The organism is Curtobacterium sp. BRD11 (assembly GCF_031844345.1).
In the GTDB taxonomy this organism is placed as follows: Bacteria; Actinomycetota; Actinomycetes; order Actinomycetales; family Microbacteriaceae; genus Curtobacterium.
In genome coordinates this window covers 239,226-261,800 of sequence record NZ_JAUZUZ010000002.1, presented here as the reverse complement: position 1 = coordinate 261,800, position 22,575 = coordinate 239,226, and the positions used below count along the sequence as shown (strand labels likewise).

General features: G+C 67.1%; 28 protein-coding genes. 19 read left to right on the top strand and 9 right to left on the bottom strand.

Annotated elements, in window-relative coordinates; genetic code table 11:
* The first annotated feature begins 3 nt into the window (after window positions 1-3).
* The 6 genes from Q9R28_RS05815 (at window position 4) to Q9R28_RS05790 (ending at window position 4,982) form a co-directional block, all read left to right on the top strand.
* Window positions 4-1,236 (top strand): M23 family metallopeptidase, encoded by a 1,233-nt coding sequence (locus tag Q9R28_RS05815; protein WP_251155654.1) that lies wholly within the window; start codon window positions 4-6, stop codon window positions 1,234-1,236.
* A gap of 15 nt (window positions 1,237-1,251) precedes the next feature.
* Window positions 1,252-1,929 (top strand): thioredoxin domain-containing protein, encoded by a 678-nt coding sequence (locus tag Q9R28_RS05810; protein WP_175325093.1) that lies wholly within the window; start codon window positions 1,252-1,254, stop codon window positions 1,927-1,929.
* Window positions 1,930-1,952: 23 nt separating this feature from the next.
* The gene (locus Q9R28_RS05805) at window positions 1,953-2,543 is read left to right on the top strand and encodes a TlpA disulfide reductase family protein (RefSeq protein ID WP_251155653.1); all 591 of its coding nucleotides are present in this window, start codon (window positions 1,953-1,955) and stop codon (window positions 2,541-2,543) included.
* Window positions 2,540-3,124 (top strand): signal peptidase II, encoded by a 585-nt coding sequence (locus Q9R28_RS05800; RefSeq protein ID WP_311205661.1) that lies wholly within the window; start codon window positions 2,540-2,542, stop codon window positions 3,122-3,124. The genes Q9R28_RS05805 and Q9R28_RS05800 overlap by 4 nt, the downstream gene beginning before the upstream one ends.
* A 40-nt stretch (window positions 3,125-3,164) precedes the next feature.
* Complete coding sequence (locus tag Q9R28_RS05795; protein ID WP_175325090.1) at window positions 3,165-3,893, top strand: cytochrome c biogenesis CcdA family protein; 729 nt, start codon at window positions 3,165-3,167, stop codon at window positions 3,891-3,893.
* Window positions 3,894-4,058: 165 nt separating this feature from the next.
* Window positions 4,059-4,982 (top strand): cytochrome c oxidase assembly protein, encoded by a 924-nt coding sequence (locus tag Q9R28_RS05790; RefSeq protein WP_175325089.1) that lies wholly within the window; start codon window positions 4,059-4,061, stop codon window positions 4,980-4,982.
* Between the two features lie 78 nt (window positions 4,983-5,060).
* Here Q9R28_RS05790 and Q9R28_RS05785 read toward each other — a convergent pair whose 3' ends face one another.
* From Q9R28_RS05785 to Q9R28_RS05775, 3 genes are all read right to left on the bottom strand, one after another.
* Window positions 5,061-5,774 (bottom strand): M23 family metallopeptidase, encoded by a 714-nt coding sequence (locus tag Q9R28_RS05785; protein WP_311205660.1) that lies wholly within the window; start codon window positions 5,772-5,774, stop codon window positions 5,061-5,063.
* A gap of 383 nt (window positions 5,775-6,157) precedes the next feature.
* On the bottom strand, window positions 6,158-6,754 hold the full coding sequence (locus Q9R28_RS05780) for a DUF305 domain-containing protein (RefSeq protein WP_311205659.1): 597 nt from the start codon (window positions 6,752-6,754) through the stop codon (window positions 6,158-6,160).
* Between the two features lie 107 nt (window positions 6,755-6,861).
* Window positions 6,862-7,317: a hypothetical protein gene (locus Q9R28_RS05775; RefSeq protein ID WP_311205658.1), complete on the bottom strand. Its 456-nt coding sequence runs from the start codon at window positions 7,315-7,317 to the stop codon at window positions 6,862-6,864.
* A gap of 203 nt (window positions 7,318-7,520) precedes the next feature.
* Between Q9R28_RS05775 and Q9R28_RS05770 the strand changes: the two genes are divergently transcribed.
* On the top strand, window positions 7,521-8,021 hold the full coding sequence (locus tag Q9R28_RS05770) for a DUF4396 domain-containing protein (protein WP_066651481.1): 501 nt from the start codon (window positions 7,521-7,523) through the stop codon (window positions 8,019-8,021).
* A 34-nt stretch (window positions 8,022-8,055) separates the two neighbouring features.
* Here Q9R28_RS05770 and Q9R28_RS05765 read toward each other — a convergent pair whose 3' ends face one another.
* From Q9R28_RS05765 to Q9R28_RS05750, 4 genes are all read right to left on the bottom strand, one after another.
* Window positions 8,056-9,255 (bottom strand): permease, encoded by a 1,200-nt coding sequence (locus Q9R28_RS05765; RefSeq protein ID WP_311205657.1) that lies wholly within the window; start codon window positions 9,253-9,255, stop codon window positions 8,056-8,058.
* Between the two features lie 171 nt (window positions 9,256-9,426).
* Entirely contained in the window at window positions 9,427-10,299 is an 873-nt protein-coding gene (locus Q9R28_RS05760; protein ID WP_311205656.1) for an SDR family oxidoreductase, read from the bottom strand.
* Window positions 10,300-10,380: 81 nt separating this feature from the next.
* Window positions 10,381-11,265 (bottom strand): VOC family protein, encoded by an 885-nt coding sequence (locus Q9R28_RS05755; protein ID WP_311205655.1) that lies wholly within the window; start codon window positions 11,263-11,265, stop codon window positions 10,381-10,383.
* 7 nt (window positions 11,266-11,272) lie between these two features.
* The gene (locus Q9R28_RS05750) at window positions 11,273-11,848 is read right to left on the bottom strand and encodes an NAD(P)-binding domain-containing protein (protein WP_311205654.1); all 576 of its coding nucleotides are present in this window, start codon (window positions 11,846-11,848) and stop codon (window positions 11,273-11,275) included.
* A 192-nt stretch (window positions 11,849-12,040) separates the two neighbouring features.
* Between Q9R28_RS05750 and Q9R28_RS05745 the strand changes: the two genes are divergently transcribed.
* Entirely contained in the window at window positions 12,041-12,547 is a 507-nt protein-coding gene (locus Q9R28_RS05745; RefSeq protein WP_311205653.1) for a MarR family transcriptional regulator, read from the top strand.
* Window positions 12,548-13,342: 795 nt separating this feature from the next.
* Here Q9R28_RS05745 and Q9R28_RS05740 read toward each other — a convergent pair.
* Window positions 13,343-14,284: a helix-turn-helix domain-containing protein gene (locus Q9R28_RS05740; RefSeq protein ID WP_311205652.1), complete on the bottom strand. Its 942-nt coding sequence runs from the start codon at window positions 14,282-14,284 to the stop codon at window positions 13,343-13,345.
* A 108-nt stretch (window positions 14,285-14,392) separates the two neighbouring features.
* Here Q9R28_RS05740 and Q9R28_RS05735 point away from each other — a divergent pair, with 108 nt between their 5' ends.
* From Q9R28_RS05735 to Q9R28_RS05710, 6 genes are all read left to right on the top strand, one after another.
* Window positions 14,393-14,704 carry a putative quinol monooxygenase gene (locus Q9R28_RS05735; RefSeq protein ID WP_027020518.1) on the top strand — a complete coding sequence of 104 codons (312 nt, stop codon included), beginning with the start codon at window positions 14,393-14,395 and terminating at the stop codon, window positions 14,702-14,704.
* Between the two features lie 413 nt (window positions 14,705-15,117).
* Window positions 15,118-16,257 carry a glutathione-independent formaldehyde dehydrogenase gene (locus Q9R28_RS05730; RefSeq protein WP_311205651.1) on the top strand — a complete coding sequence of 380 codons (1,140 nt, stop codon included), beginning with the start codon at window positions 15,118-15,120 and terminating at the stop codon, window positions 16,255-16,257.
* A gap of 492 nt (window positions 16,258-16,749) precedes the next feature.
* A complete protein-coding gene (locus Q9R28_RS05725) occupies window positions 16,750-17,124 on the top strand; it encodes a hypothetical protein (RefSeq protein ID WP_311205650.1) in 375 nt (124 codons plus the stop codon).
* Window positions 17,125-17,343: 219 nt separating this feature from the next.
* Window positions 17,344-17,892, top strand: coding sequence for a hypothetical protein (locus tag Q9R28_RS05720; RefSeq protein WP_311205649.1), 549 nt, complete (start codon window positions 17,344-17,346; stop codon window positions 17,890-17,892).
* A 12-nt stretch (window positions 17,893-17,904) separates the two neighbouring features.
* Window positions 17,905-18,306 (top strand): helix-turn-helix transcriptional regulator, encoded by a 402-nt coding sequence (locus Q9R28_RS05715; protein WP_311205843.1) that lies wholly within the window; start codon window positions 17,905-17,907, stop codon window positions 18,304-18,306.
* Window positions 18,307-18,439: 133 nt separating this feature from the next.
* Window positions 18,440-18,769, top strand: coding sequence for a hypothetical protein (locus tag Q9R28_RS05710; RefSeq protein ID WP_311205648.1), 330 nt, complete (start codon window positions 18,440-18,442; stop codon window positions 18,767-18,769).
* Here the strand turns inward: Q9R28_RS05710 and Q9R28_RS05705 are convergent.
* Window positions 18,750-19,596 (bottom strand): IS5 family transposase gene (locus Q9R28_RS05705; RefSeq protein ID WP_311205842.1). Its coding sequence is split into 2 segments (ribosomal slippage): window positions 18,750-19,289 and window positions 19,291-19,596, totalling 846 coding nucleotides; the frame shifts between segments, so codons are not numbered across the junction. The genes Q9R28_RS05710 and Q9R28_RS05705 overlap by 20 nt on opposite strands.
* 100 nt (window positions 19,597-19,696) lie before the next feature.
* On the opposite strand from Q9R28_RS05705, the gene Q9R28_RS05700 reads away from it, so the two are divergent.
* The 5 genes from Q9R28_RS05700 (at window position 19,697) to Q9R28_RS05680 (ending at window position 22,548) form a co-directional block, all read left to right on the top strand.
* Window positions 19,697-20,104: a hypothetical protein gene (locus Q9R28_RS05700; protein ID WP_311205647.1), complete on the top strand. Its 408-nt coding sequence runs from the start codon at window positions 19,697-19,699 to the stop codon at window positions 20,102-20,104.
* Between the two features lie 326 nt (window positions 20,105-20,430).
* Entirely contained in the window at window positions 20,431-20,937 is a 507-nt protein-coding gene (locus tag Q9R28_RS05695; protein WP_175324845.1) for a universal stress protein, read from the top strand.
* Complete coding sequence (locus tag Q9R28_RS05690; RefSeq protein ID WP_251155647.1) at window positions 20,934-21,680, top strand: 2,3-diphosphoglycerate-dependent phosphoglycerate mutase; 747 nt, start codon at window positions 20,934-20,936, stop codon at window positions 21,678-21,680. The genes Q9R28_RS05695 and Q9R28_RS05690 overlap by 4 nt, the downstream gene beginning before the upstream one ends.
* Window positions 21,677-22,180: a CrcB family protein gene (locus Q9R28_RS05685; protein ID WP_311205646.1), complete on the top strand. Its 504-nt coding sequence runs from the start codon at window positions 21,677-21,679 to the stop codon at window positions 22,178-22,180. The genes Q9R28_RS05690 and Q9R28_RS05685 overlap by 4 nt, the downstream gene beginning before the upstream one ends.
* Window positions 22,177-22,548: a CrcB family protein gene (locus Q9R28_RS05680; RefSeq protein WP_251160802.1), complete on the top strand. Its 372-nt coding sequence runs from the start codon at window positions 22,177-22,179 to the stop codon at window positions 22,546-22,548. The genes Q9R28_RS05685 and Q9R28_RS05680 overlap by 4 nt, the downstream gene beginning before the upstream one ends.
* Window positions 22,549-22,575 lie beyond the last annotated feature (27 nt).

The window sequence follows — 22,575 nt, the reverse complement described above, 5'->3', positions numbered from 1 at the left end:
GCCGTGACTGCCCTCACTGTCGCCGTCGCCAGCTTTGTCATAGCCGTCCCCGCCGCCGCGGCGACCGCGCCGACATGGGCTGATGTGCTCGAGGCGCGGAAGAGTGAAGCGGCCGCGGAATCGAAAGCCGCGGAGATCACTGCCCTGGTGCAGCAGCTCGAAACCGCGACCGCCGCAGCGAAGCAGACTGCAGCAGCCCGCGGCAAGGAGCTGCAAACTGCGCAAGATGCAGCGGACACCGCAACCGGCAAGTACGACACCCTCACCAAGCAAGCCAGCACCGCCCGTTCAGAAGCAGCAGGCGCTGAGGAGCAGATCGCGGCGTGGTCGGCGTACCTGTCCCGGTCGGCCGGGCGTGACCTGACCGCATCGATCACCGCGGATAGTGACACCCTCCTCGAGCGGCTCGGCACCGCGTCAAAGGTGACCGACACCATGAACGCTGCGCTCGAGGACGCGGCAACCCGCGCCGGAACCGCGGAGGCGTTAACCAAGCAAGCAGCCGCCGCCCGCCGCGAACGGGACCGGTTGCAGCAGAAGGCAGCTGACACCTTCGCTGCCGCTACGGCAGCCGCCACAGAGGCTGCCGAGGCCGAGACGGCGCAACGATCCCGGAAGCAGGAACTCACCGACCAGCTTGCAGTCCTGCGGGACCACACGCTCAACACCGAGTCGGCGTACGCAGAAGCGGAACGGCGCCGCGTCGCAGCAGCCCGAGCGGAAGCTGCCCGGATCGCCGCAGCAGCAGCTGCGGCCCGCGCAGCACAGACCCCACCAAGCACTGCAGACTCAGCGGCTGCACCAGGCGGGAACCCAGGGGCCGCGTCGTCGTCCGGATGGACGAAACCGATCCGGTCGTACTCGTCGTACCAGGCCTACGGCAACCGCCTCCACCCAATTCTCAACTACTACCGGCTGCACGCCGGCGACGATTTCGGAGCCGCGTGCGGCACCGGCCTCTACGCCGTCGCTGCCGGCACCGTCACCTACGCGGGCCCCTATGGCGACTACGGCAACCTCATCACCATCGACCACGGCGGCGGCGTCACCAGCAACTACGCGCACATGTTCTCCTCGGGGGTGCTCGTGCGAGCTGGCCAGAAAGTCAGCGCCGGCCAGACCGTCGCCGCAGTCGGTAACGCCGGCCTGTCCACCGGCTGTCACCTCCACTTCGAGATCCGTCAGAACGGCACCCCCGTCCCCCCGACACCGTTCCTCAACGCGCGCGGCGCGTGATTGAAAGGCCAGCACATGACCAAAAGCGCCCGCATCGGCATCATCTCCGGCGTCATCGCCGGAGCGCTCGTCATCATCCTCATCGCCGTGTTCGTCATCCGGGCGAACATCGAAAACACCCGTGCTGGTACTCCAGCCAGCACGGCAGCGGCCACAGCTGAAGCGCTCACGCCGACGCACGTACTCGGCGAGGAAGGCGACGGAGCGATCACCGTCGTTGAGTTCCTCGACTTCGAATGCGAAGCGTGCGGTGCGTTCTACCCCTACGTCGAACAGCTCCGGAAGGACTACGCCGGCAAGATCACGTTCGGGTTCCGCTACTTCCCGCTCCCCGGACACGGCAACTCCCGCACCTCCGCAAGCGCAGTCGAAGCAGCAGCTCGCCAGAACCAGCTCGAGCCGATGTACCAGCGGATGTACGAGACGCAAGCCGAGTGGGGTGAGCGGGGCACCGACTCCCAGGCCGACCGGTTCCGCGGCTACGCCGAAGACCTCGGCCTCGACATGCGACAGTACGACCGCGACGTCGACAGCTCCAGCGTGCAGAAGCTCATCCAGGACGACGTCAACCTCGGCACCCAGCTCGGTGTGAGCAGCACCCCGACGTTCTTCATCAACGGCAAACCGGTCACGCTGCAGTCGTACACCGACCTGCAGGACGCCGTCGACGCAGCACTCGAGGAAGCCCAATGAGGCCCCGGCAAACCCGGATCATCGTGGCAACCGTTGTGCTCGCCGTCAGCAGCGCGCTCGTGCTCACCGGCTGCTCCTCCAACAGCGACACCAACACCGGTCTGAGCGCGCAATACCGTGACGGCGGCACGAAAAACTACGTCTCCGGGGACGGCACTGTCACCCAAGTGCCCACTGCGAACCGGAAAACCGTCATCGACTTCGACGAGGTCTCCTCGGACGGAGAACCGATGCGCTCCGCCGACCTTCAGGGCAAGGTCGTCGTGCTCAACTTCTGGTACGCCGCATGCCCGCCGTGCCGCGCGGAAGCGAAGCACCTCAATACCGTCTGGGATCGCTACCAGGACCAGAACGTGCAAATGATCGGCGTGAACGTCCGCGACGCGAAGGGCACAGCGGACGCCTTCGAACGGCGCTTCAACATCCCCTACCCCAGCGTGCTCGACAATGATCAGGCCCGGATGCAGTTGGCGCTCTCCGGTGAAGTAGCCCCGAACGCTGTCCCCACCACCATCGTGCTCGACACCAAGGGTCGCGTCGCCGCTCGCATCGTCGGCGCGATCGATGGACCCGGCACCTTGTCCACACTCATCGACGACGAGCTGCGCCGATGACGCAGCCCGCACCCGTCGGCGCTGACCGACAACGATCACGCTGGCGATCCCGGCGCACACTCATCGCGGTCATCGTCACCGGTACCGCCATCGCGGTCCTCGACCAGATCAGTAAGCAGTGGGCCCTCTGGCACCTCGACCCGCACCAGACGATCCCCCTCGTCGGAGAGCTGCTCGGCCTGCGGCTGGCCTTCAACACCGGGGCAGCGTTCTCCCTCGGTAGCGACACGACCTGGATCCTGTCGCTGGCCTCGACCGTTGTCGTCATCGGACTCCTCACCCGAACCGTCCTCGGCATCCCGCCGAAATACACCGCAGGAGTCGGCGTGCTGCTCGGCGGCGCCGTCGGCAACCTGTTAGACCGGCTCGCCCGCGGCGACCAATTCGGCAGCGGCGTCGTCGTCGACATGATCAACTACGCCAATCTGGCCATCGGCAACATCGCCGATATCGCCATCGCGGTCGGCGTCGGCCTCCTCGCCCTCACCTACGCACGCACCTCGCCGTCCAAACGCCGCCACCGCGGAGCTACCACCGCCACCACCAACGCGGCGACCTCGACGTCAGAGAAGCTGCGATGACCTCGCTCGACGCAGCCTGCCCACGTGAGGAGCTGGAACGATGAACTGGCAGGAAGCCGTCTTCAGCGGGCAGATGATTGCAGCGATCCCGATCGCGCTCTTCGCCGGCCTGATCTCCTTCGCATCCCCGTGCGTGCTGCCACTCGTGCCGGGCTACCTCGGCTACGTCACCGGATCCGTCGCCGCATCCACGACCAGACGCACCATCATCGGCGCGCTGCTGTTCGTCACCGGATTCGGCATAGTGTTCATCGCCTACGGTGCACTGTTCGGCGCCCTCGGTACTTGGCTCGTGCAATGGCAGGACCTCATCATCAGGCTCCTCGGCGTCATCGTCATCGTGATGGGAGCAGCCTTCATCGGGTTACTGCGCCCACTGCAGCGCACCGTCCGGACGTCCTGGCGGCCACCCACGGGACTCACCAGCGCACCGCTCCTCGGCGCGACCTTCGGTCTCGGCTGGACCCCGTGCTTCGGCCCCACCCTCGCCACCATCACCGCACTCAGCCTCGACGCGGGCACCGCGGGCCGGGGCGCACTCCTCGGCCTGGCCTACTGCCTCGGCCTCGGGATCCCGTTCGTCCTCATCGCAGCCGGACTGGGCTGGGCGAAGAACACCGTCCGGTTCCTACGCACCCACATCCGCGCGGTCAACATCATCGGCGGCGCGATCCTCATCCTCACCGGCGCGGCCATGGTCACCGGCGTATGGACACGCATCATGTACGCCATGCAAGCCCTCATCTCCGGAACCACGATGCCGATCTGAGACCAAGCCACGACGACCCAGTTCCCCCCGCTGAGTCGCCGACTCAACGCGATCAGCCGTCACCACCGCAGACGAGGAAACGATGCAACCGCCACTCACCGACAGCGTTCACCGAGAACGAGCTCGACGGAGCTGCCCGGTTGAACAGCAGGAGCGACTGTAACGATGCCCCGTCTCGATTCGAACGTCCTCTGGTCCTGGGCGACGGGACCGCTGTCGCCCGTAGCGGTCGTCGCTGTTCTCCTAGCGACGACCTACCTCGTCCTGTACGTCAACGCCCGGCGCGGACCGCGTGCCCCAGCTCTCGGTCGGGCCGTGGTGTTCATCCTCGGGTGCGCGGTCATGTTCACAGCGACGACAACCGGCCTCCAGACCTACAGCCGCGAGCTGCTCTCAGCGTTCATGTTCCAGCAGCTGACTCTGCTGCTGATCGTCCCGCCGCTGCTGATTCTCGGTTCCCCGGGAACGGTGCTCCTGCGAGGCATGCCGCGTCGCGGATTCGGCCGCCGTGTGCTCAGGCTGGCGGTCGGCGTTCTCCGATCCCCGTTCGCCCGGCTGATCCTGCATCCGCTGGCAGTCGTGCCGCTGCTCGTCGTGCCCCTCTTCGGGCTCTACCTCACCGGGGCAGCGGATGCGCTTCTCTCCACGGAAGCAGGTCGAATCGCGCTCCAACTGACGTTCGTGGCTCTTGGCACAGTGATCATGCTGCCGCTCGCAACCGTTGACCCACTTCCCCGGCGCACGTCGTACGTCATCCGCATCGTCGATGCGTTCGTCGAGATGCAGATCCATGCCGCATTCGGGCTCACCCTGATGTTCAGCAGCGCACCCCTTGTGGCGACATTCGCCTCGCCGAGCGCCGAGTTCGAGACCACCGCACTTCGCGATCAGCAACTCGCCGGAGGTCTGGTCTGGACGTACGGCGAGCTACCGGTCGCCATCATCCTGCTCGCCAGCATCATCCGTTGGCAGCGACAGGACTCCCGAAAAGCCGCTCGCGCCACTCGCGAAGCCGACCGGCATGGAGACACTGAGCTCGACAACTACAACGCCTACCTCCAAGGCCTCCGACAAGGCAGTGGGCGCTGACTCGCATTGTTATACGAGGGCGCCCCCTCCACCCGTCTTAATAGCCGATGGCTGGTTGGACACCGCTGGGGCTAGGTGCTACAGCGTGCGTCCGGCGTTGGCGGTGAGCCACGGGATCGGGTCGATGGGTGTGGTGCCGCCAGGCATGACCTGCAGGTGCAGGTGCGCACCGGTGCTCGCGCCGGTGTTGCCGACGAGGCCAACGAGTTGCCCGACGGCGACGGTGTCGCCTGGGCGAAGCGGCGAGGAGCCGAAGATCATGTGCGCGTACAGGGTGGACACGAGGCGACCGTCGATCTGGTGGTCGATGATGACGTACTGCCCGTACTCGGGGTGCGTTGTCGACACTCGGACAGTGCCGGCAGCGACAGCTCCGATGGGGGTGCCGGCGCCGGGGGTGAGGTCCGCGCCCTGGTGAATCGACGAGCAGGTCGCGCATGGGGCGCTTCGCGGACCGAACGGTGAGCTGACGGTGATAGTTCCGGCGACAGGCCATCGGATGTCGCCGATTCCGGTGTTCACGATCGTGCCGCCCGTGGTCGTGGGAACGCTCTGTTTCGTCGAGGCCGGTGTGGCCCCCGTTGGCGCGGCCTGCGAGGCGGGTGCGGTCTTGGTGATCACGGGCTTCGGGGCCGGCTTGGTGATCGTGTACCCGTCGCGGTCGACCGTGAGGGCCAGCCCGGACGCGGTGAAGCTCTGCTCGGCGGCGGCAGGAGCGACACTGGACACGACTGCGGCGGAGCCGGTCGTCGCCTGCGCGGGCAGCGCCGCGGCAGCGGTGAACAGCGCCATCGCGGCCGCGGCACCAGTGATCGGGACCGCGGCGAGAACGCGTGACCGCAGTGAGCGGACCGGTGTTGCGGGTGCAGCCGCGACGGTCGGTAGCGGCCGCAGCGCCGGCTGAGTAGCGGCAGTGATCGTCGCGGTTCGGGTGCGGCTGGCGGTCGGGGCTGAGGCGGAGCGTTCGGCGGCGAGGGCTTCGCGGCGCGTCCGGGGTGCGGGAATGGCGGGGGTCTGGGGATGCTGCTGAGGCACGGGCAGGCTCCAAGAGTGGTGGTGGCCGGCAGGCCGAAACGTGGGGTGGCCCGAACGCGGGTCGAGCGGGAAGGGGAGGGTGGGGCCGGTCGTGGGCCGCGGCAGGAAGGGGGGAGCCTGCCGCGACCCACGCCGGGGCTTTAGAGGGACGCGAGCATGTCCTGCATCTGGGTGATCTGCTCGGTCTGGCTGGACACGATCGACTTCGCCATCGCGATGGCGTCGGTGTTCTTGCCCTTGTCGACTTCGGTCTTGGCCATGTCGACGGCGCCCTTGTGGTGCTGGATCATCTGCTCGAGGTAGAGCTTCCCGGCGTCCTTCGCGGACGCCTGGTCGAGGTCGGTCATGTCGGAGTCGGACATCATCCCGGACATGGAGTGCCCCATCCCGGAGTGCTCCGACTCGACCGGCTCGCCCCAACCCTTGAGCCAACCGGTGAGCTGGTTGATCTCCGGGGACTGCTCGGCCTTGATCTGCTTCGCGAGTCCAGCGACGTCGGTATCGACGCCGGAGCCCTTGGCGAGGAGCATGTCGCTCATCTCGACGGCCTGCTTGTGGTGCGGCAGCATCATCTGCGCGAACATCACGTCCTGGTCGTTGTGCGCCGACGCCGCCGACGTCGACGAGGACGACGAGCCCGCGTCGGAGCCGCTATTGCTGGTGGAGCAGCCGGCGAGGGTGAGGCCGAGGGTCAGTGCGGCAGCGATCGCGAGCGTGCGCGTGGTGGTGGTGTGCATGATCTTCCGTTCCCGTGAATGCGTCAGGCGTTCCGGGCAGGCGGACGCCTCCCGGTTCTGGGCATGCGGAGGCCACCCATCGGGGGTGGGATCCCGCTGGGGGCGGATCAGATGCGGATGATCTGCAACGCCGTCAGTGATGGCGGTTTCGGTGCCGCGATGCGGCGCGGCAGCCGGTCAGCCAGCGCGAGCAGCCGCGCGATCAGGTAGAGGATGCCGCCGGTCCGTGCGCGCAGCAGCGCCCACGTGAACAGCGCGATCGTCAGCGCGCACGCCATCCCCATCAGCGAGCACATCAGCGCACACAGGCCGCTGTCGCAACCCGCATCGGTGAGGACGGTCATCACCGCAGTCGCAGGAGCCGCGTGCTCGGAGTGGCCGGCGGCCGCGACATGGCCGTGCTCGGCCGCGGCAGCGGGAGCCGCCATCGGATGCTCGTGGTCGGCGGTGTGCCCGGCCATCGTGTGCATCAGGACCGTGAACCCGACCAGCAGCAGCAATGCCAGCGTCGCCGTGGCCTGCAATAGCAGTCGGCGACGCGGGGTGGCGGTGGTGGTGAGCATCAGTCTTTCGAGCAGACGGGTGGAGTGAGCGTTTCTATGGTGCGGTACCCCGCGGGCGGCGGCAACCTGGTGTCCGGATTCACACCGAACCCGCCGCGACCGGACGAATCGGGAACACGGCGGAAGGTTCAGCGTTACAGCGCATGGTACCCCCCAGGGGTATACGTGAACTGTTGGCGTCAGCGGCGTCGGATCGGAGCAGCATGGACACGCACGAGCACCACCAGATGAGCGGGAACGAGCACGCCGGCCACGGCGGTGGTCACGGGGCGACGACGTGGTCGATGGCGGCGCAAGCGACGCTGCACTGCTTGACCGGCTGCGCAATCGGCGAGGTCCTCGGCATGGTGATCGGTACCGCTGCCGGCTTCCACAACGCCGGCACGATCGTCCTGTCGATCGTCCTCGCGTTCATCTTCGGCTACGCCCTCACCATGCGCGGCGTCATCAAGTCGGGCCTGACCCTGGGAGCCGCGTTCAAGGTCGCTCTCGCCGCGGACACCGTATCGATCGCCGTCATGGAGCTGATCGACAACACCGTCATCGTTGCGATCCCCGGTGCGATGGACGCGCAACTCAGCGACTGGCTGTTCTGGACGGCGCTGCTGTTCTCCCTCGCGATCGCGTTCGTGATCACCACGCCCGTGAACCGGTGGATGATCAGCCGCGGTCTCGGCCACGCCGTCGTCCACGGCCACCACTGACCGGTCCGCGGGTTAGCTCGATCGCGGCATGCTGTCAGGCGTGTGAGTGCTCGTGTGCGGCGTGGTCGTGGCCACCGTCGTCGGGTGCGCCCTTCATCATTCGCAGCATCGACCAGGAGCCGCTGCGGATGAACACGACGAGCAAGAACGCGGCGATCAGCAGGAACACGATGTTGAGCCAGGTCGTGTAGTTCCAGCTGATCGAGGTCGTCACGATGCTCAGATGCCGATTCGTCGGGATCAGGCTTAGCGGGGTGAACAGCAGCTCGACGGCGTAGCCGGCGAGGACCATCGCCCCGTAGAAGATCCCGGTGATGCGGAGGGCTGCCTTCCAGCCGTAGTACTTCCGGTAGATGACGATGATCGGGATGATGATCAGGTCCGCGAAGATGAAGCTGATCACCCCACCGAAGCTGATCCCGCCGTTCCACAGCACCGCGGCGAGGGGCACGTTCCCGACGGAGCAGACGAAGCTCACCATCGCCAGCACCGGGCCGATGATCGGGTCGATGATGAACGCCAACGTCGGATGCCCCTCGAAGAACACCGCCTGCAGCCACGCGTTCGGCACCCACGCGTCGAACGCGCCGGCGATGAGCAGACCGATGATGATGTCGCGGAGCACGGACGCCCAGTCCATGACGAAGTACTGCGACACGCTCGTCAGCCCAGGCTTCGAGAACAGCCGTCGCCAGAACCACTGATCGCCCTGCACGGACATGTCCATCGCCGCGTGCCCCTCCATCGATCCGGCGAGGCCCTTGTCGGCCTGCTCACGGGCGGCGTCGAGGATCTTGCTGCGCATCCAGAGCCGGAACCCGAGGGCGATGAGGATGATCATGATCGGCCCGCCGACGAACTCTGCGATGGTGAACTGCCACCCCATCACGAACGCCAGGATCAGCCCGAGCTCGACGACGAGGTTCGTCGACGCCACCTCGAACGCCATCGCGGATGACAGGCTCGCGCCCTTCCGGAACAGGGCACGCGCGAGCGCGACCGCGGCGTAGGAGCACGACGATGACAGCGCGCCGAGCCCGGTCGCGACGCTGATCGCGCGTGGCGAGTCGTCGCGCATCAGCTTGGTGATCTGGTCAGTCCGGACGACGGCCTGGATGATGCCGGACAGGGTGAAGCCGAGTACGAGGGGCCAGAGGATCTCCCACCCCATCGAGCCAGCCGCAGCCAACGCGTCACCAATCGCCTGCAGCACGAACACCGCTACCTCCTCCATCGGTGTTCGAGCTTGCTCCGCCGTAAGGAATTGGGTGTCACAGCAAGCATGTGAGGTCACACACGATAAGCCCGGGCCACTGTCTCAATAGACGATCCTCCATCGCACGCACAACAGAGCCCCTGAGATCCGTTTCGGGTCACGGATCTCAGGGGCTCAGTACGGAAGCGGTCACGCTGTGGCGTTCTGCTCGTTCCACTCGGTGACCGTCTGCTCGAGGTTTGTGGTCGGGTGGCCGATGATACTCGAGAGCACGTCGGACGGTCCGTCGAGCAGACCCTGGGCGATGTCGCCGTCGAGGGTGACCAGGAAGCCGACCAACTGCTCGTCGAGGCCGGCGCCGAGGAGGATCTCCCGGTGCTGCTCCGTCGACACCGCTTCGTAGCGCACGTCACGGCCCGTGACCCGGGACACAACGGCAGCGAACTCGTCGCCGTCCCACGAGGTGTTCCCGGCGAGCTCGATCGTCTTCCCGCGGTGCAGGCCCGTGGACGCCACGACGGCGGCGGCCTCGGCGTAGTCGGAGCGGGCTGCGGAGGCGACCTTGCCGGTGCCGGTGCTGGCGAGGTACGTGCCGGTCGACACCGCCTGGCCGAAGGCCTGCTCGTAGTTCTCGTTGTACCAGTTGTTCCGCAGCACGGTGGTCTCGATCGACGACGCGGCGAGCAGCTCCTCGGTGGCTTTGTGCTCGGATGCGAGGACCAGGGTCGACGTGTCCGCGTGCGGGGCGCTGGTGTAGACGATGTGCTGCACGCCGGCGCGCTCGGCGGCGCGGAGCGCGTTGGTGTGCTGGCTGAGACGCTGGCCGACGGCGCTGCTGGAGACGAGCACGAGGGTTTCGGTGCCGGCGAACGCGGCATCGAGACTCGCAGCGTCGTCGTAGTCGGACGCCACGGTCCGGACGCCGCGCTCGGCCAGCGGGGCGAGCTTGGACTCGTCGCGGCCGGTCGCGGTGATGTCGGACGCGGCGACGCCGCGGGCGAGCAGGTGCTCGACGACCAGGCGGCCGAGGTGGCCGGTGGCGCCGGTGACGGTGATCTTCATGGTTCCTCCTCTGACCGCTCGTGCGGTCGCGTGCTGGTGGACTGCTGCTGAACTGGGACGGCCGTGGGTCGTCCGGGCCGACTACGGCTGGGCCGCGGTGACCTCGATCTTGTTGGACCACGGGTCGTCGAACCGCAGGGTGTGACCGTCGTCGGCGGTCGCGACCCGGAAGTGGTCCAGGCGTTCACCGAGGGCTCCGAGGTCGTCCGCGCCCGGCAGGATGATGCGCACGAGTCCGAGGCCGAGCCCCGGGGTGCGAGGGCCGGCGCCGGCGCTGTTCCAGGTGTTCATCGCCATGTGGTGGTGGTACTTGCCGGCGCTGACGAACAGGGCGCTGTTGCCGAGCTCGGCGGTTGTCTCGAAGCCGAGCTCGTTGACGTAGAACTCGCGGGCCGCGTCGACGCGTCCGACGCTGAGGTGGACGTGGCCGATGCTCGCGGGGCGATCCGCAGCGGTCGCGACTGCGGTCTCGTCGAGGGAGCTGCGCAGGAACTCGTTCGGGTCGAGGTTGAGCGTGCTCATCTCGACGCGCCCGTGGGTCCAGCTCCACTGGGTGCGGTCGCGGTCCCAGTACAGCTCGACGCCGTTGCCCTCGGGGTCGTCGAAGTAGAAGGCCTTGCTGACGAGGTGGTCCGAGCTACCCGTGAAGGTGTTCGGGTATCGGGTCGCGATCGAGTACACGGCGGTGGCGAGGTCGGCTTCGGTCTCGAACAGGACGGCGGTGTGGAACAGGCCCGCCGACTTCGGAGCGGCGTGCTTGAGGCCTGGGACGTGCTCCAGGATGACGATCGGGGTGGTGCCGCGTCCCAGAACGCTCCGACCCGACGCCTGTTCGAGGACGGTCAGCGTTACAGCGTCACGGTAGTACGAGGTCATCCGATCGAGGTCCGCCACGAGGAGCGTGACCGCGCCCATGCGGGTCGCGGCGGCCAGAACGTCGTCGCCGGTCAGAGCGTTCTGGGTCATGGGCATCTCAGGCCACGATCCCGAAGCCGCCGGTCCAGCTGATCTTCTCGCCGGCAGCGAGGGTCAGCTGGAGGAAACCGATCGCCTCGAGCTCACGGGCGCGACGCAGCGAACCGGCGTCGGTCGCCTGCACCCCACCGGCCGTGACGGCCGCGACGAACGCCTGCTTCGCAGCGGCGTCATCGCCGGCGACGAGCACGGTGGTCGCGTTCGGGCCGACCTGCTTGCTCGCCAGGGTGGCGGCGAAGTTCGTGTTGAACGCCTTGAGGACGGCCGACTGCGGCAGCGCAGCCGCAAGCTCGGCGGCCGCGGAGGAGTCCGCGTCGACGACCAGGGAGTCGAAGGTCTCGAAGTCCAGCGGGTTGGTGATGTCGACCACGGTCTTGCCGGCGAGCTGGTCGCCGTACGCGCCGACGATCTCGCGCAGCGCCGGGTACGGCACGGCGAGGACGACGATGTCGCCCTGGATCGTGGTGGTGGGGGTCTCGTTGTCGATTTGCTGCACGGATGCGCCGCCAGCGGCGAAGATGCCGCCGATCGCGGAGCCCATGTTGCCCTTGCCGAAGATGGTGACGTTCGTCATGGTCGTCTCACTCTCTCGCTGATTGGTTGTGCCTACAAGTGGTGACGGTAGCACCGGTTGGTTGCATCTACAAGTGATTTTGCCGAACGATTCGCCCCGGCACGGTCCGGCCGGCGCTGCGGCAGCCGCGATCGACCCAGGAGACCCCTGTCCGAAACGGTTGTGTGTACAACCGACGGGTATGCTCCGGGTATGGCGGAAGACGTCCGGTGGCTCTCTGACGACGAGCGCGAGTCGTGGTTGCAGTTCGCGGCCGTGCTGCAGCTCCTACCGGCCGCGCTCGACCTGCAGCTCACGACTGACGAGCGCCTGACCCACTTCGACTACTTCACGCTCGCGATGCTCTCCGAAGCCCAGGGTCGGAAGCTGCGGACCAGCCGACTCGCAGCGCACACGTTCGCGACCCTCCCTCGGTTGTCGAGGGTGCTCGACAGGCTCGAGAAGGCTGGCTTCGTCGAGCGGACCCCGTGCCCCGAGGACCGCCGCGCCACCGACGTCAACCTGACCGAAGTCGGCTGGCAGAAGGTCGTCGACGCAGCCCCAGGTCACGTCAACGCCGTTCGCCACTTCGCACTTGACGCCCTCACGCAAGAGGAAGTGGCGCAGCTCGGCAAGATCGCGGCCGCGATGCTCACCCGCCTTGACCCCGAGCGCCGCATCATCCTCGGCTTCCCCGAGTCCTCGCGGCGACTGCGGTAGAACCCACGCATCGCGGTCGCCCTCATGGGTACCGCGGTACCCGGTGACCGATCGGGGTGCGTTTCATCCTGGTGACTGCTCGGTGCAGTGGTGGCTACAGCCACTCCGAGCCGTCCCGGTCCACGGCGACACGGACGCCGAAAAAGGTTGTTGACACAGCAGCACTGCTGGAAGCGCTGGGTGATCGGCTCACCGCAGGACGACACGACGTCTTCACCCGCGCAGGACTCGGCCCCACAGCTCGCAGGAGATACGAGAGCCTGACCACCACGGAGAACGCCGTCCACACAGTGGCTGAGCGTGCAGGACTCTCCCGGGGCCGAACGCGCCGCGCTCACAAGTCTCCGCCGGCACGCCCTCGTGGTCGTTTCAGCCGCAAGCTGGCGGAGACCACGGCCTGACTACCGCACACGAGCGGCGAAGAAGCTCGGCGAGAAAGTCCAAGGTGCTCTCCAGCGGCGAGAACGTCAGTACCGAGACGAGCGCGACCTCCGGGCGTGGTGGCAAGACCACCTGATTCGTAAGAGTGGCCGACGCGGCCGCGATCGGGTGTCGACGACTCAGGCGGTGTTGTTCCGTAGCGAGGACGATCGTGGCGGGCCCGAGGCGCACCCGGCATATCCATGATCCTCTCAACGAGAACGCAGCGACATCACAGCCGCCCAACCCCGACCGCCCGGGAAGCCGCGACACGTCGCATGCCTGTGCTGCGGGCGTGTCGAGTGGGTCGTGCAGGGGCGACGCAGGAGCGTCGACGCGACGTACTGAGAGGTGGTTCTAAGGCATGGCGATAGGTCAGGAACGGCGTCGCTCCCTGCGCAGGAGGGAGCGCAGAGTCTCGGCGTTCGCGTAGCCGACCCGTAGCGCGATCTCGGCGGAGGTGAGGTCCGTGGTTGCTGAGAGGTGCCGAGCTCGTTCCGTGCGAAGCCGTTGGGCGAAGCCGAGCGGAGTGAGGTTGAGCGCCGCACGGACTCGTCGTTCGAGGGTGCGCCGGCTGGTACCGAGCGACTGCGCGACGAAGGCGACGTTGAACGGTTCATCCAGGCGGGCGCGCACGAAGCGTTCAAACTCGACGACGATCGGGTCCTCGTGCCGGAGATGTTCGTAGGCGACGAAGGCCGCCTGCGACGGGCGCTCGTCGATGATGAGGAGCTTGGCGACATGTTGGGCCAGGTCGGGGCTGATCGATCGCACGAGTGAGAGCGCGAGGTCGATGTGGGCGAAGGCGGCGCCGGCGGTGACGAGGTTCCCATCGACCACGACCATGGTGTCGAGATCGAGGGCGACGGTCGGATAGCGCTTCAGGAACTCCGGCCCCAGGAACCAGCTGGTCGTCGCCTGCCGACGATGCATCCGTCCGGTCTCGGCGACGGCGAACACGCCGGTGCACGCCGCGGCGATCCGGGTGGTCGCCTCGTCGAGGCGCCCGAGCGAGGCGATGACCGAACGAGCATCTCGGCTCTGGAGGGCGTCGTTGGTAGCGGCGGCCGTAAGGGTTCCAAGCGCAGGGACGACGACCACGTCGAACTCTCCGGACTCCGACAGCGGGTGGTCCACCGACAGGGTCATCGATGCCGTCGTGGTCACTCGCCGTTTCGGTCCGAGGATGGCGAGTTCGATCGGGTCGATCCGCGGGTCGACATCGCCGCGGGCTCCGTCGGCCATCCGCACGATGTCGATGATCGACGCAATGGCCGAACCGAAGCAGCCGTCGATCGCGATCAGTCCGATACGCATGACGTAAACAATAGCAATGCTGCCGTATACGCCACTCCCCACCGGCCCTCACTCGTCATACGCTGAGGTCCCTTCACCAAGAAACCTCGACACCTAGGAGAGGCCCTCATGTCCACACCCGCATCACTTCCGTATGCCTTCGTCGCCAAGATCGTCGCGGCCGATGGACAGCACGACGCGCTCGCCGATCTGCTCGCCGGCGCTGTCGCACTCGCCAACGAAGAAGTAGGAACGATTGTCTGGTTCGCGGTCAGGACCCACGCCGACACCTTCTGGATCTTCGATGCATTCCCCGACGAGGCCGCTCGCGACGCCCACGCCAACGGCGCCATCGTCGCAGCCCTGATGGCCAACCAGCACCTCCTCAGCGCAGCACCCGAGATCCTGGCGGCCGACGTCCTCGCGTCCAAGCTCCCGTAGTCCGCCAACGCACGAGACGATCGCGCCCCGCCGAGCCGTCGCCAGGTGGCGACGCAACGCCATGCTGCGTTGCCGAGCGGCGCCTGCCGGGTCCGTTCCGGCAATAGTTCTTCTCGAAACGTCTCAGCGGGGGTGGAAGCGAGCATGGCATCTGTCGAGCCGTCGAACCGGGTTGGGGGTTCGTTGGTGGACATCGCACAGTAGAGGCCCGGCGTTGACGCCCGAAGTGTCGACCACGGAAAGTGTGCTTTCTCCCGGCTTCGGATGTCTCGTCCCACCCGTGTTGGGATCTACTCGCAGTCGGATGCTCATCGGCGTGGTTGACGCCCTCCACATTCCTTGCAACCTGCTCGGCGTACCGTCCGCAGTGATGCGGCATAGATGACGGTGCCGCCGACCCGAACGGAGCAAGCATGCGAGCAGTTGTGTACAACGGACCCCGCGACGTCAGCGTCCAGGACGTCCCGGATGCCCGGATCGAACAGCCGACCGACGTCCTAGTGCAGATCACCGCGACGAACATCTGCGGATCGGACCTGCACATGTACGAGGGCCGGACGGACATCGAGCCCGGCAGCGTGTTCGGGCACGAGAACCTGGGCACCGTGGTCGAGGTCGGTGACGGCGTGCAGAAGGTGCAGGTCGGTGACCGCGTGGTCCTCCCCTTCAACGTGGCGTGCGGGTTCTGCAAGAACTGCGAGCGGGGCTGGTCGAGCTTCTGTCTTACTATGCAGCCGAACAAGGCCGCTGCCGGTGCTGCGTACGGCTACGCGGACATGGGCCCCTACCGAGGCGGCCAGGCGGAGCTGCTGCGCGTCCCATTCGGGGACTACAACGCGCTCCGACTGGGCGAGGACTCCATCGAGAAGGAGAACGACTACGCCATGCTGTCGGACATCTTCCCGACAGGCTGGCACGGCGCCGAGCTCGCCGGGGTGCAGCCGGGCGACACGGTGGTCGTTTACGGGGCCGGGCCCGTCGGACTGATGGCCGCCCTGTCGGCATCGATCAAGGGTGCGTCGCGGATCTTCGTCGTGGACCGTCAGGCCGACCGGCTCCGGCTCGCCGAGTCGATCGGTGCGATCGCCGTCGACGACTCGAAGGTCGATCCCGTGCAGACAGTCCTCGACGCGACCCTCGGCCTCGGAGCCGACCGCGGCATCGAAGCCGTCGGGTACCAGGCGCACGACGGCCAGGGCAACGAGCAGCCCAACCTCGTGCTGAACCGGCTCATCGCCTCGGTCCGCTTCACGGGCGGCATCGGCGTGGTCGGTGTGTACCTGCCGGAGGACCCGGGTGCGTCTGACGAGCTGGCGAAGAAGGGACAGATCGCGCTGGACTACGGCACGTTCTTCTTCAAGGGCCAGCACATGGGCACCGGTCAGGCGCCGGTGAAGCGGTACAACCGCCAGCTCCGCGACCTGATCGCCGCCGGTAAGGCGTCGCCGTCATTCATCGTCAGCCACAACCTGTCGCTCGAGGACGCCCCGGACGCCTACCGGCACTTCGACGCCCGCGACGACGGCTGGACCAAGGTCGTCCTCAAGCCCTGAACGACACGATGCGGTGGTGGGCCGGATCCATCACACAGCCCTGGCCTACCACCGCTCCCACGGCGACACGCCACCCTGAAGTGGGGACACCTCCCTCAGTCGCGCTGCCCCGGGCCTCGATAGCCGATGGTCCACCGGACGCCTCGCTTGTGAAGCAGGGTCACTGCGTTGATCGTGAAGGCGCCCGTGACGCGGTCGAGTCATCCATGTGAAGGATCTGACTGATCGGAGGTGAGCTGGGACACTCGTGCGCGTCGCCTGGCTGGCCCGGACCGGGCGCTCGACAGGTGGTGAGTCTGGAAAGCGCCCGGCCTTGAGCGGACGCCCTGATCCGATCGCCCGCTATAATGAGCGTGACTCGAAACTGAACAGAGGTCAAGCACAATCGGCCTGGCCGAGTCTCCTCGGCCCGCGTCTGAGGGACACCGTTGGGTGTGCCTCCGGGAGCGGCGCGTACGCTTCAGGAGCGTCGTTGGACTGGATGCGTCGGGGATGATCTTCGTAATCGCCGTCTTCTCAACCCGCCTTGTCCCGCGGCGAGAGCGGTTGATCGTGCAGTACCTCCATTACGGGCATACCCGCATCCTCGTCAGCGACATGGTCGGCAAAGTGGTGCTGGCCTACAGCGCGTCATTGGCGCAAGCCGCGGTCGCTGACACCGTCGCAGTGCCGACCGTTGATGATGCTGGACTACCGGTGACGGTGCAGGTCATGCTCGCTCCGGCGATCCCGGTCCTGTTGGAGCCAGCGCCGGAGGACGCCCTCGAGGACGCAGGCGACCTCGCCGCGCAAGACTTCCTCACGGATGCGCGCTGGAGAATCAGCGCCCTTCCCCCAACCGGTCCCGATGCTCGGCACCGCAGATGAGCATCCACACCAGAGGTGCCATGAAGAGCTGTAGCGGCTCCCGGGGGAGCAGCAAAGGACCTGTGTACCGTCAACCGTCGCTCCATCTCGACCTACGGCGTCATGGTGAAGACGAGCCGCCGTCTGCGCTTCGGCATGCAGGCGACCTGACTGCAGAGCAGGCGCGGGCTGAGATTGCTGCGAAGTACCGTCAGCGGTTGGCGGCATACTGACTCGCGGATGCCGTCGGACAAGCTGCCCCCAGTCGCCGTCGACCGCCGAGGCACGAATGTCGACGAAGCGGTCGCGTTCTACGAAGACGTCTACGCGAGCCAGGACATTCACATCGGCAAGCCCACCGCCGACGGATTCACATGGCGGTACCGCGCCGTCGGCGACGACGACGAGCTCACGCTGGGCACATCCGCTGTCGACGCGAATCGATGGGGCACCATCGGCCAACACGGCACCTACATCCTCGCCTGGACCACCACCCCGGGCATCGTCCTCGACGTCGATACGCGAGACGCGATCGCGATGCCACCGAACGTGCCCGTGATGTACCCATCGGGTCGACCGTTCGAGTTCAACGCTGCGCCAGGTACCCAGCACATGATCCGCTTCGACGGCACCTTCCTCGAGAACGTCGCCGCGGCCCAGCTCGGCGCAATCCCCGGTTCGCTGCAGTTCCGGAACCTCCCCGACCCGGAACAGATAGAGCGTCTCAGACAGGTGATTCGTGCGGCAGCACCCGAGCTGCTGCACTCCGGAACGGACCGGTGGCGATGAGCGGCTGTGAACATGCTTGTCGCGGAAGCAGCAGTCGACGCTTTCCACGCCACCCCCGACGTCGAGATCGCGTTCCACGACGGCCCAGCGACGATGCGCCTTGCGCAGGAGTGGATGGTCGCCAACGCTCATCGACGCATCACCAGCACTGACGTCGCTCAGGCGGCCGGCATCAACGCCCGCGCCCTGCAAGCAGCCTTCCAACGCCACGCAGACACCACCCCCATGGCCTTCCTCCGCCAGATCCGACTCCACCGAGTCCGTGCACAGCTCGTCGCCGGCGAAGCCCCAACGACCGTCATCGCAGACGTCGCACGAGGCTGGGGCTTCGGACACCTCGGACGATTCGCCAGCTACTACGCCGAAACCTTCGGAGAACGACCATCCGACACGCTCCGCAGACCGTCACGGTGACTCAGCAGCAACACAGAACTGGGTCCCGATAGCCGATCGTTAACTGGGCGCCGTACCACTACCCCGCTAGGGCGTGTTGATCAAGAAGGTGCGGGGTGACCAGCCGCCGCGAGTTGCGCGGGAGAATGGGCGTGTGAAGATCCAGGTGCTGCATATCGAGGATTGCCCGAATTGGCAGGAGGCGGGCGATCGAGTACGGCTGGTGCTCGACTCGATCGGACGGGGCGATGTTCCGGTGGAGTTCGTGTTGATCCGCACCGAGGCTGAGGCGGTGAGCTCTGGTTTCGCGGGCTCGCCCACGATTCTTCTGGACGGTCAGGACTTGTTCCCGTCCCAGGGGAACACTTCCGACTTGGCGTGCAGGGTCTATCTGACCGAGCGCGGCTTTGCGGGTGCGCCGACGGTGGGACAGCTTGAGCGCACGCTGCAGGAGCGCGAAGCGCTCAGCGGAGATCGGTCTTGATCCAGATCAGCGCCGCGGCGAGGCTGACGGCGGCTCGGTAGTTGCGGGCGAGTTTGTCCGAGCGCATCGCGATGCCGCGCCACTGCTTGAGACGGTTGAAGCAGCGTTCTACGACGTTGCGTCCCTTGTAGCGTTCCTTCTGCTTGTCGCCGAAAGCGATCGGCCGGCCCGGCTTCTTGCGGCGGTGCGCGATCTGGTCGTCCCGCTCGGGGATGGTCGCCGCGATCCTCCGGTCGCGGAGCCAGGCGCGGTTCGCCCTTGAGGGGTACCCCTTGTCGGCGAGCACCCGGTCGGGGCGGGTGCGGGGGCGGCCCTTCCCGTCGCGGGGAACGCGGATGTTCTCCAGCACCGCGCTCATCATCGTGGTGTCGTTGATGTTCCCGGCGGTGATCATCATGCTCAGCGGCCGGCCGCGGCCGTCGCAGACCAGGTGCAGTTTGGTCGTCAGCCCGCCGCGGGAGCGTCCGATCCCGTGATCAGGCGGCTCGGACCACGGATTCTTGTGATTCGGCACAGCCCCCTGTGTCCCGGGCGAGGGTCGCGCCGTGCTGATGCACGCGCGCGATCGTGGAGTCGATCGAGACGACCCAGTCGAATTCCCCAGCGGCGTCGGCCTGCTTCTGCACCTCGGTGAGCAGCTTCTGCCAGGTGCCGTCCCCGGCCCACCGGTTGAACCGCTTGTAGATCGAGTTCCACTTCCCGAACCGTTCCGGAACGTCACGCCACGGCGCACCGGTCCGGTACTTCCACGCCATCCCCTCGATAGCGAGCCGGTGATCCGTCCACGGCCGCGACCGACCGGTCACCGTCGGCATCAACGGCTCCATCACGGCTCACACCTCGTCAGAGATCTCCTGTCGCGTCACCGTTCAAGACTCACCCACCGAGGAGCGGAACCTCTTGATCAACACGCCCTAGGGTCGACACATGCTCGGCAGTGGCAGGAAGTTCCTGATCACCCTGGCGCTCGGCATCGGCGTCTCAGCTCTCGCAGGTTGCTCAATCACTCCGGATTCGACCTGCCCTGACTACGACCAGCCGAATCCCGTCTCGATCCACGTCCCGGAGTCGTCGGGCGAGGTGCACGCCGTCGCACTGTGCGCGGGCTCTGGATGCACTCCGACAATCGACGAATCGACGAGGACGCGGAACGGCGAAGCGTGGGTGGTGACATTCGACAGAACACCTGATGGTCCCGGACGGATCGCGCTGTTCGACGCAGGCGGGCTCCGCCTGCACGAAGAACCCATCGACCTGCAATGGACTGATGTCCGTTTCGGAGCAGATCTGCAGTGCCGGTCTGGTGGTCGTGCAGACGTGTGGGTGGAGGGTTGACCCCTTCTGTATCTGTGTCACATCCCTCACCCCGTCCCGATAGGCGGTCGTCAACCGGACACTCGGGCACTTCGACGCGGTCCGCAGCTGTGAGCAGCTCCGCTCAGTGTCGCCCTTCAAGCTTCTTTCCCTGTCGTCCCGCGTCACGAAGCGGACCGGTTCTCGAGGTGCGGAAGATCGTCGGTGCGGGCATGGGGTGGTGGGTGCATACTGGTGGTGTCTTCGGACCCGGCAGTGGGGCTTGCCGGACCCAACCTCGACACTCGTCGACAACAGTCCCTATCTCAGCTGGTCGCGCTTCTGCACGCCTGAGGTAGGGAGATGTCATGGTCGAATCGAACACTGCCGGTGTTGTCGTCGTCGGTGTGCAGTCCGGGCAGGCGCACGACGTCGTCGGTGTCGCGGCTGCCGTCGCTGAACGCTTCAGCGCCCCGATGGTGTGTGTGGTCGTCGATCCGGCGCTGCTGTCAGCGGGGATGCGTGCGGACGGGTCGGAGATCATCGAACCGATCGACCCGGACACGGCGGACAGCGACCCGCAGCAGCTTCCCGACGATGACGTGCGGGTCATTCACGGTCTTGCTGCGGCGCGGTCAGTGGGCGTCGAGATTCTCTCCCGGGTCGGAGATCCGAGTCACGCACTCGCTGCGGTGGCTGAGGAACGTGACGCGGTGATGATCGTCGTCGGATCCCAGGCTGGCCGACGCCGGATGGCGGAACTGCTCACCGGGTCCGTCGCCGCGCATCTGACGCATCAGCAGCACCGGCCGGTGCTGGTCGTCCCGCACGACCCGGTCGGCGCCACCGTCCTCCTCCCGTCGGAAGCCCCGTGACTGGCACGCTGACGCTCCTGCGGCATGGGGAGAGCACCGCGAACGAAGCCGGCACCTTCACCGGGCTCCTCGACGTCCCGCTCACGCCCCACGGACGACGGCAAGCGTCCGCAGCCGGATGGCTCCTCCGGTCGAACCACATCACGCCGGACGTCGTGGTCACCTCCACATTGCGCCGTGCCGTCCGCACCGCCGAACTGGTCTGCGACGCCCTCGGGACGCAGCTGCCCACGGAAGCGGTGTGGCAGCTCAACGAACGCAACTACGGCGCCCTGACCGGGATGACGAAGACCGACGCCCGTCACACGCTCGGTGACGACGAGTACATGCGGCTCCGCAGGTCCCGTACCGGCACACCGCCACCGATGTCGCTGCAGCTGTGGGAGGAACTGCGGTCGAGCTCCGCGCTGCACGGCCTGCCCGACGGTGCCCTCCGACGCACCGAGGCGCTCTCGGACGTCATCGAGCGGGTCCGTCCCGTGCTGCACGACCGGCTCCTGCCGATGGTGCGGTCAGGGCGGAGCGTCCTCGTCGTCGCGCACGGGAACTCGCTCCGCGCACTCTGCGCATGCATCGACGACCTCACCGACCCGGAGCTCGAGCAGCTCAACCTGCCGACCGGGCAACCCGTGCAGTACCACCTCGCCCCGACGGGTGCTCTCGTCCCTCGGGGTGGGGCGTTCCTCGATCCGGTAGCAGCACAGCACGCCGCGGCGCTGGTCGCGGCAGAAGGCGGAACATGACCACCCGAACGGACACCCCGATGCCCGACGACCAGCTCCCTTCCGACCCCGACGTCGACGTCTCCGACCCCGCAACGACCATGCGGCCGGTGCATCTGCGGTGGCGGTACGTCGGCCTCGTCGCAGTCGGCGGCACCGCTGGCACTGCCCTCCGCGACGTCATCAGCGGCCTGCTTCCCGCCGATGGCGGGGTGAGTTGGTCGATCTTCTGGATCAACATCACCGGAGCGCTGGCCCTCGGTGTGCTGTTGGAAGCGCTCGCGCACCGCGGGCCCGACGCCGGCCGCCGACGCGTGCTGCGGCTGCTCCTCGGCACCGGGGTCCTCGGCGGGTTCACCACCTACAGCACCCTCGCCGAGTCCACCGCCGCCCTGTTCCTCGACGGGCACGGCCTCGCCGGCACCGGCTACGCACTCCTAACCGTCCTGTCCGGCGCGATCGCGACCGCGGTCGGTCTCGTCGTCGCCGGCTGGTTCCGACCCCGCACGGAGGAAGCATGAGCCCGCTCCTGGTCCTCGCCGTCGCCCTCGGCGGCGGTGCCGGCGCTGCCGGCCGGTTCCTCCTCGACGGGCTCATCAACACCGGCCGAGAGTTCCGGCTCCCTGTCGGCACGTTGACGATCAACATCACCGGGTCGCTGCTGCTGGGGATCACCGTCGGCGCCGCCACCCACCTCGGCGCGGTGCCGGTCGCCGTCCTCGGCACCGGGGTGATGGGCGGCTACACCACGTTCAGCACCGCCAGCTTCGAAACCGTCCGCCTCGCCCGCAGCGGCCGCATCACCGCCGCCGCGATCAACGGTCTCGGAATGCTCGTCGTCTCCGTCACCGCCGCGACCGCCGGCATCCTCCTCGGCGGCACCCTGTGACCACCCCGCCCACGGACCACACACCCG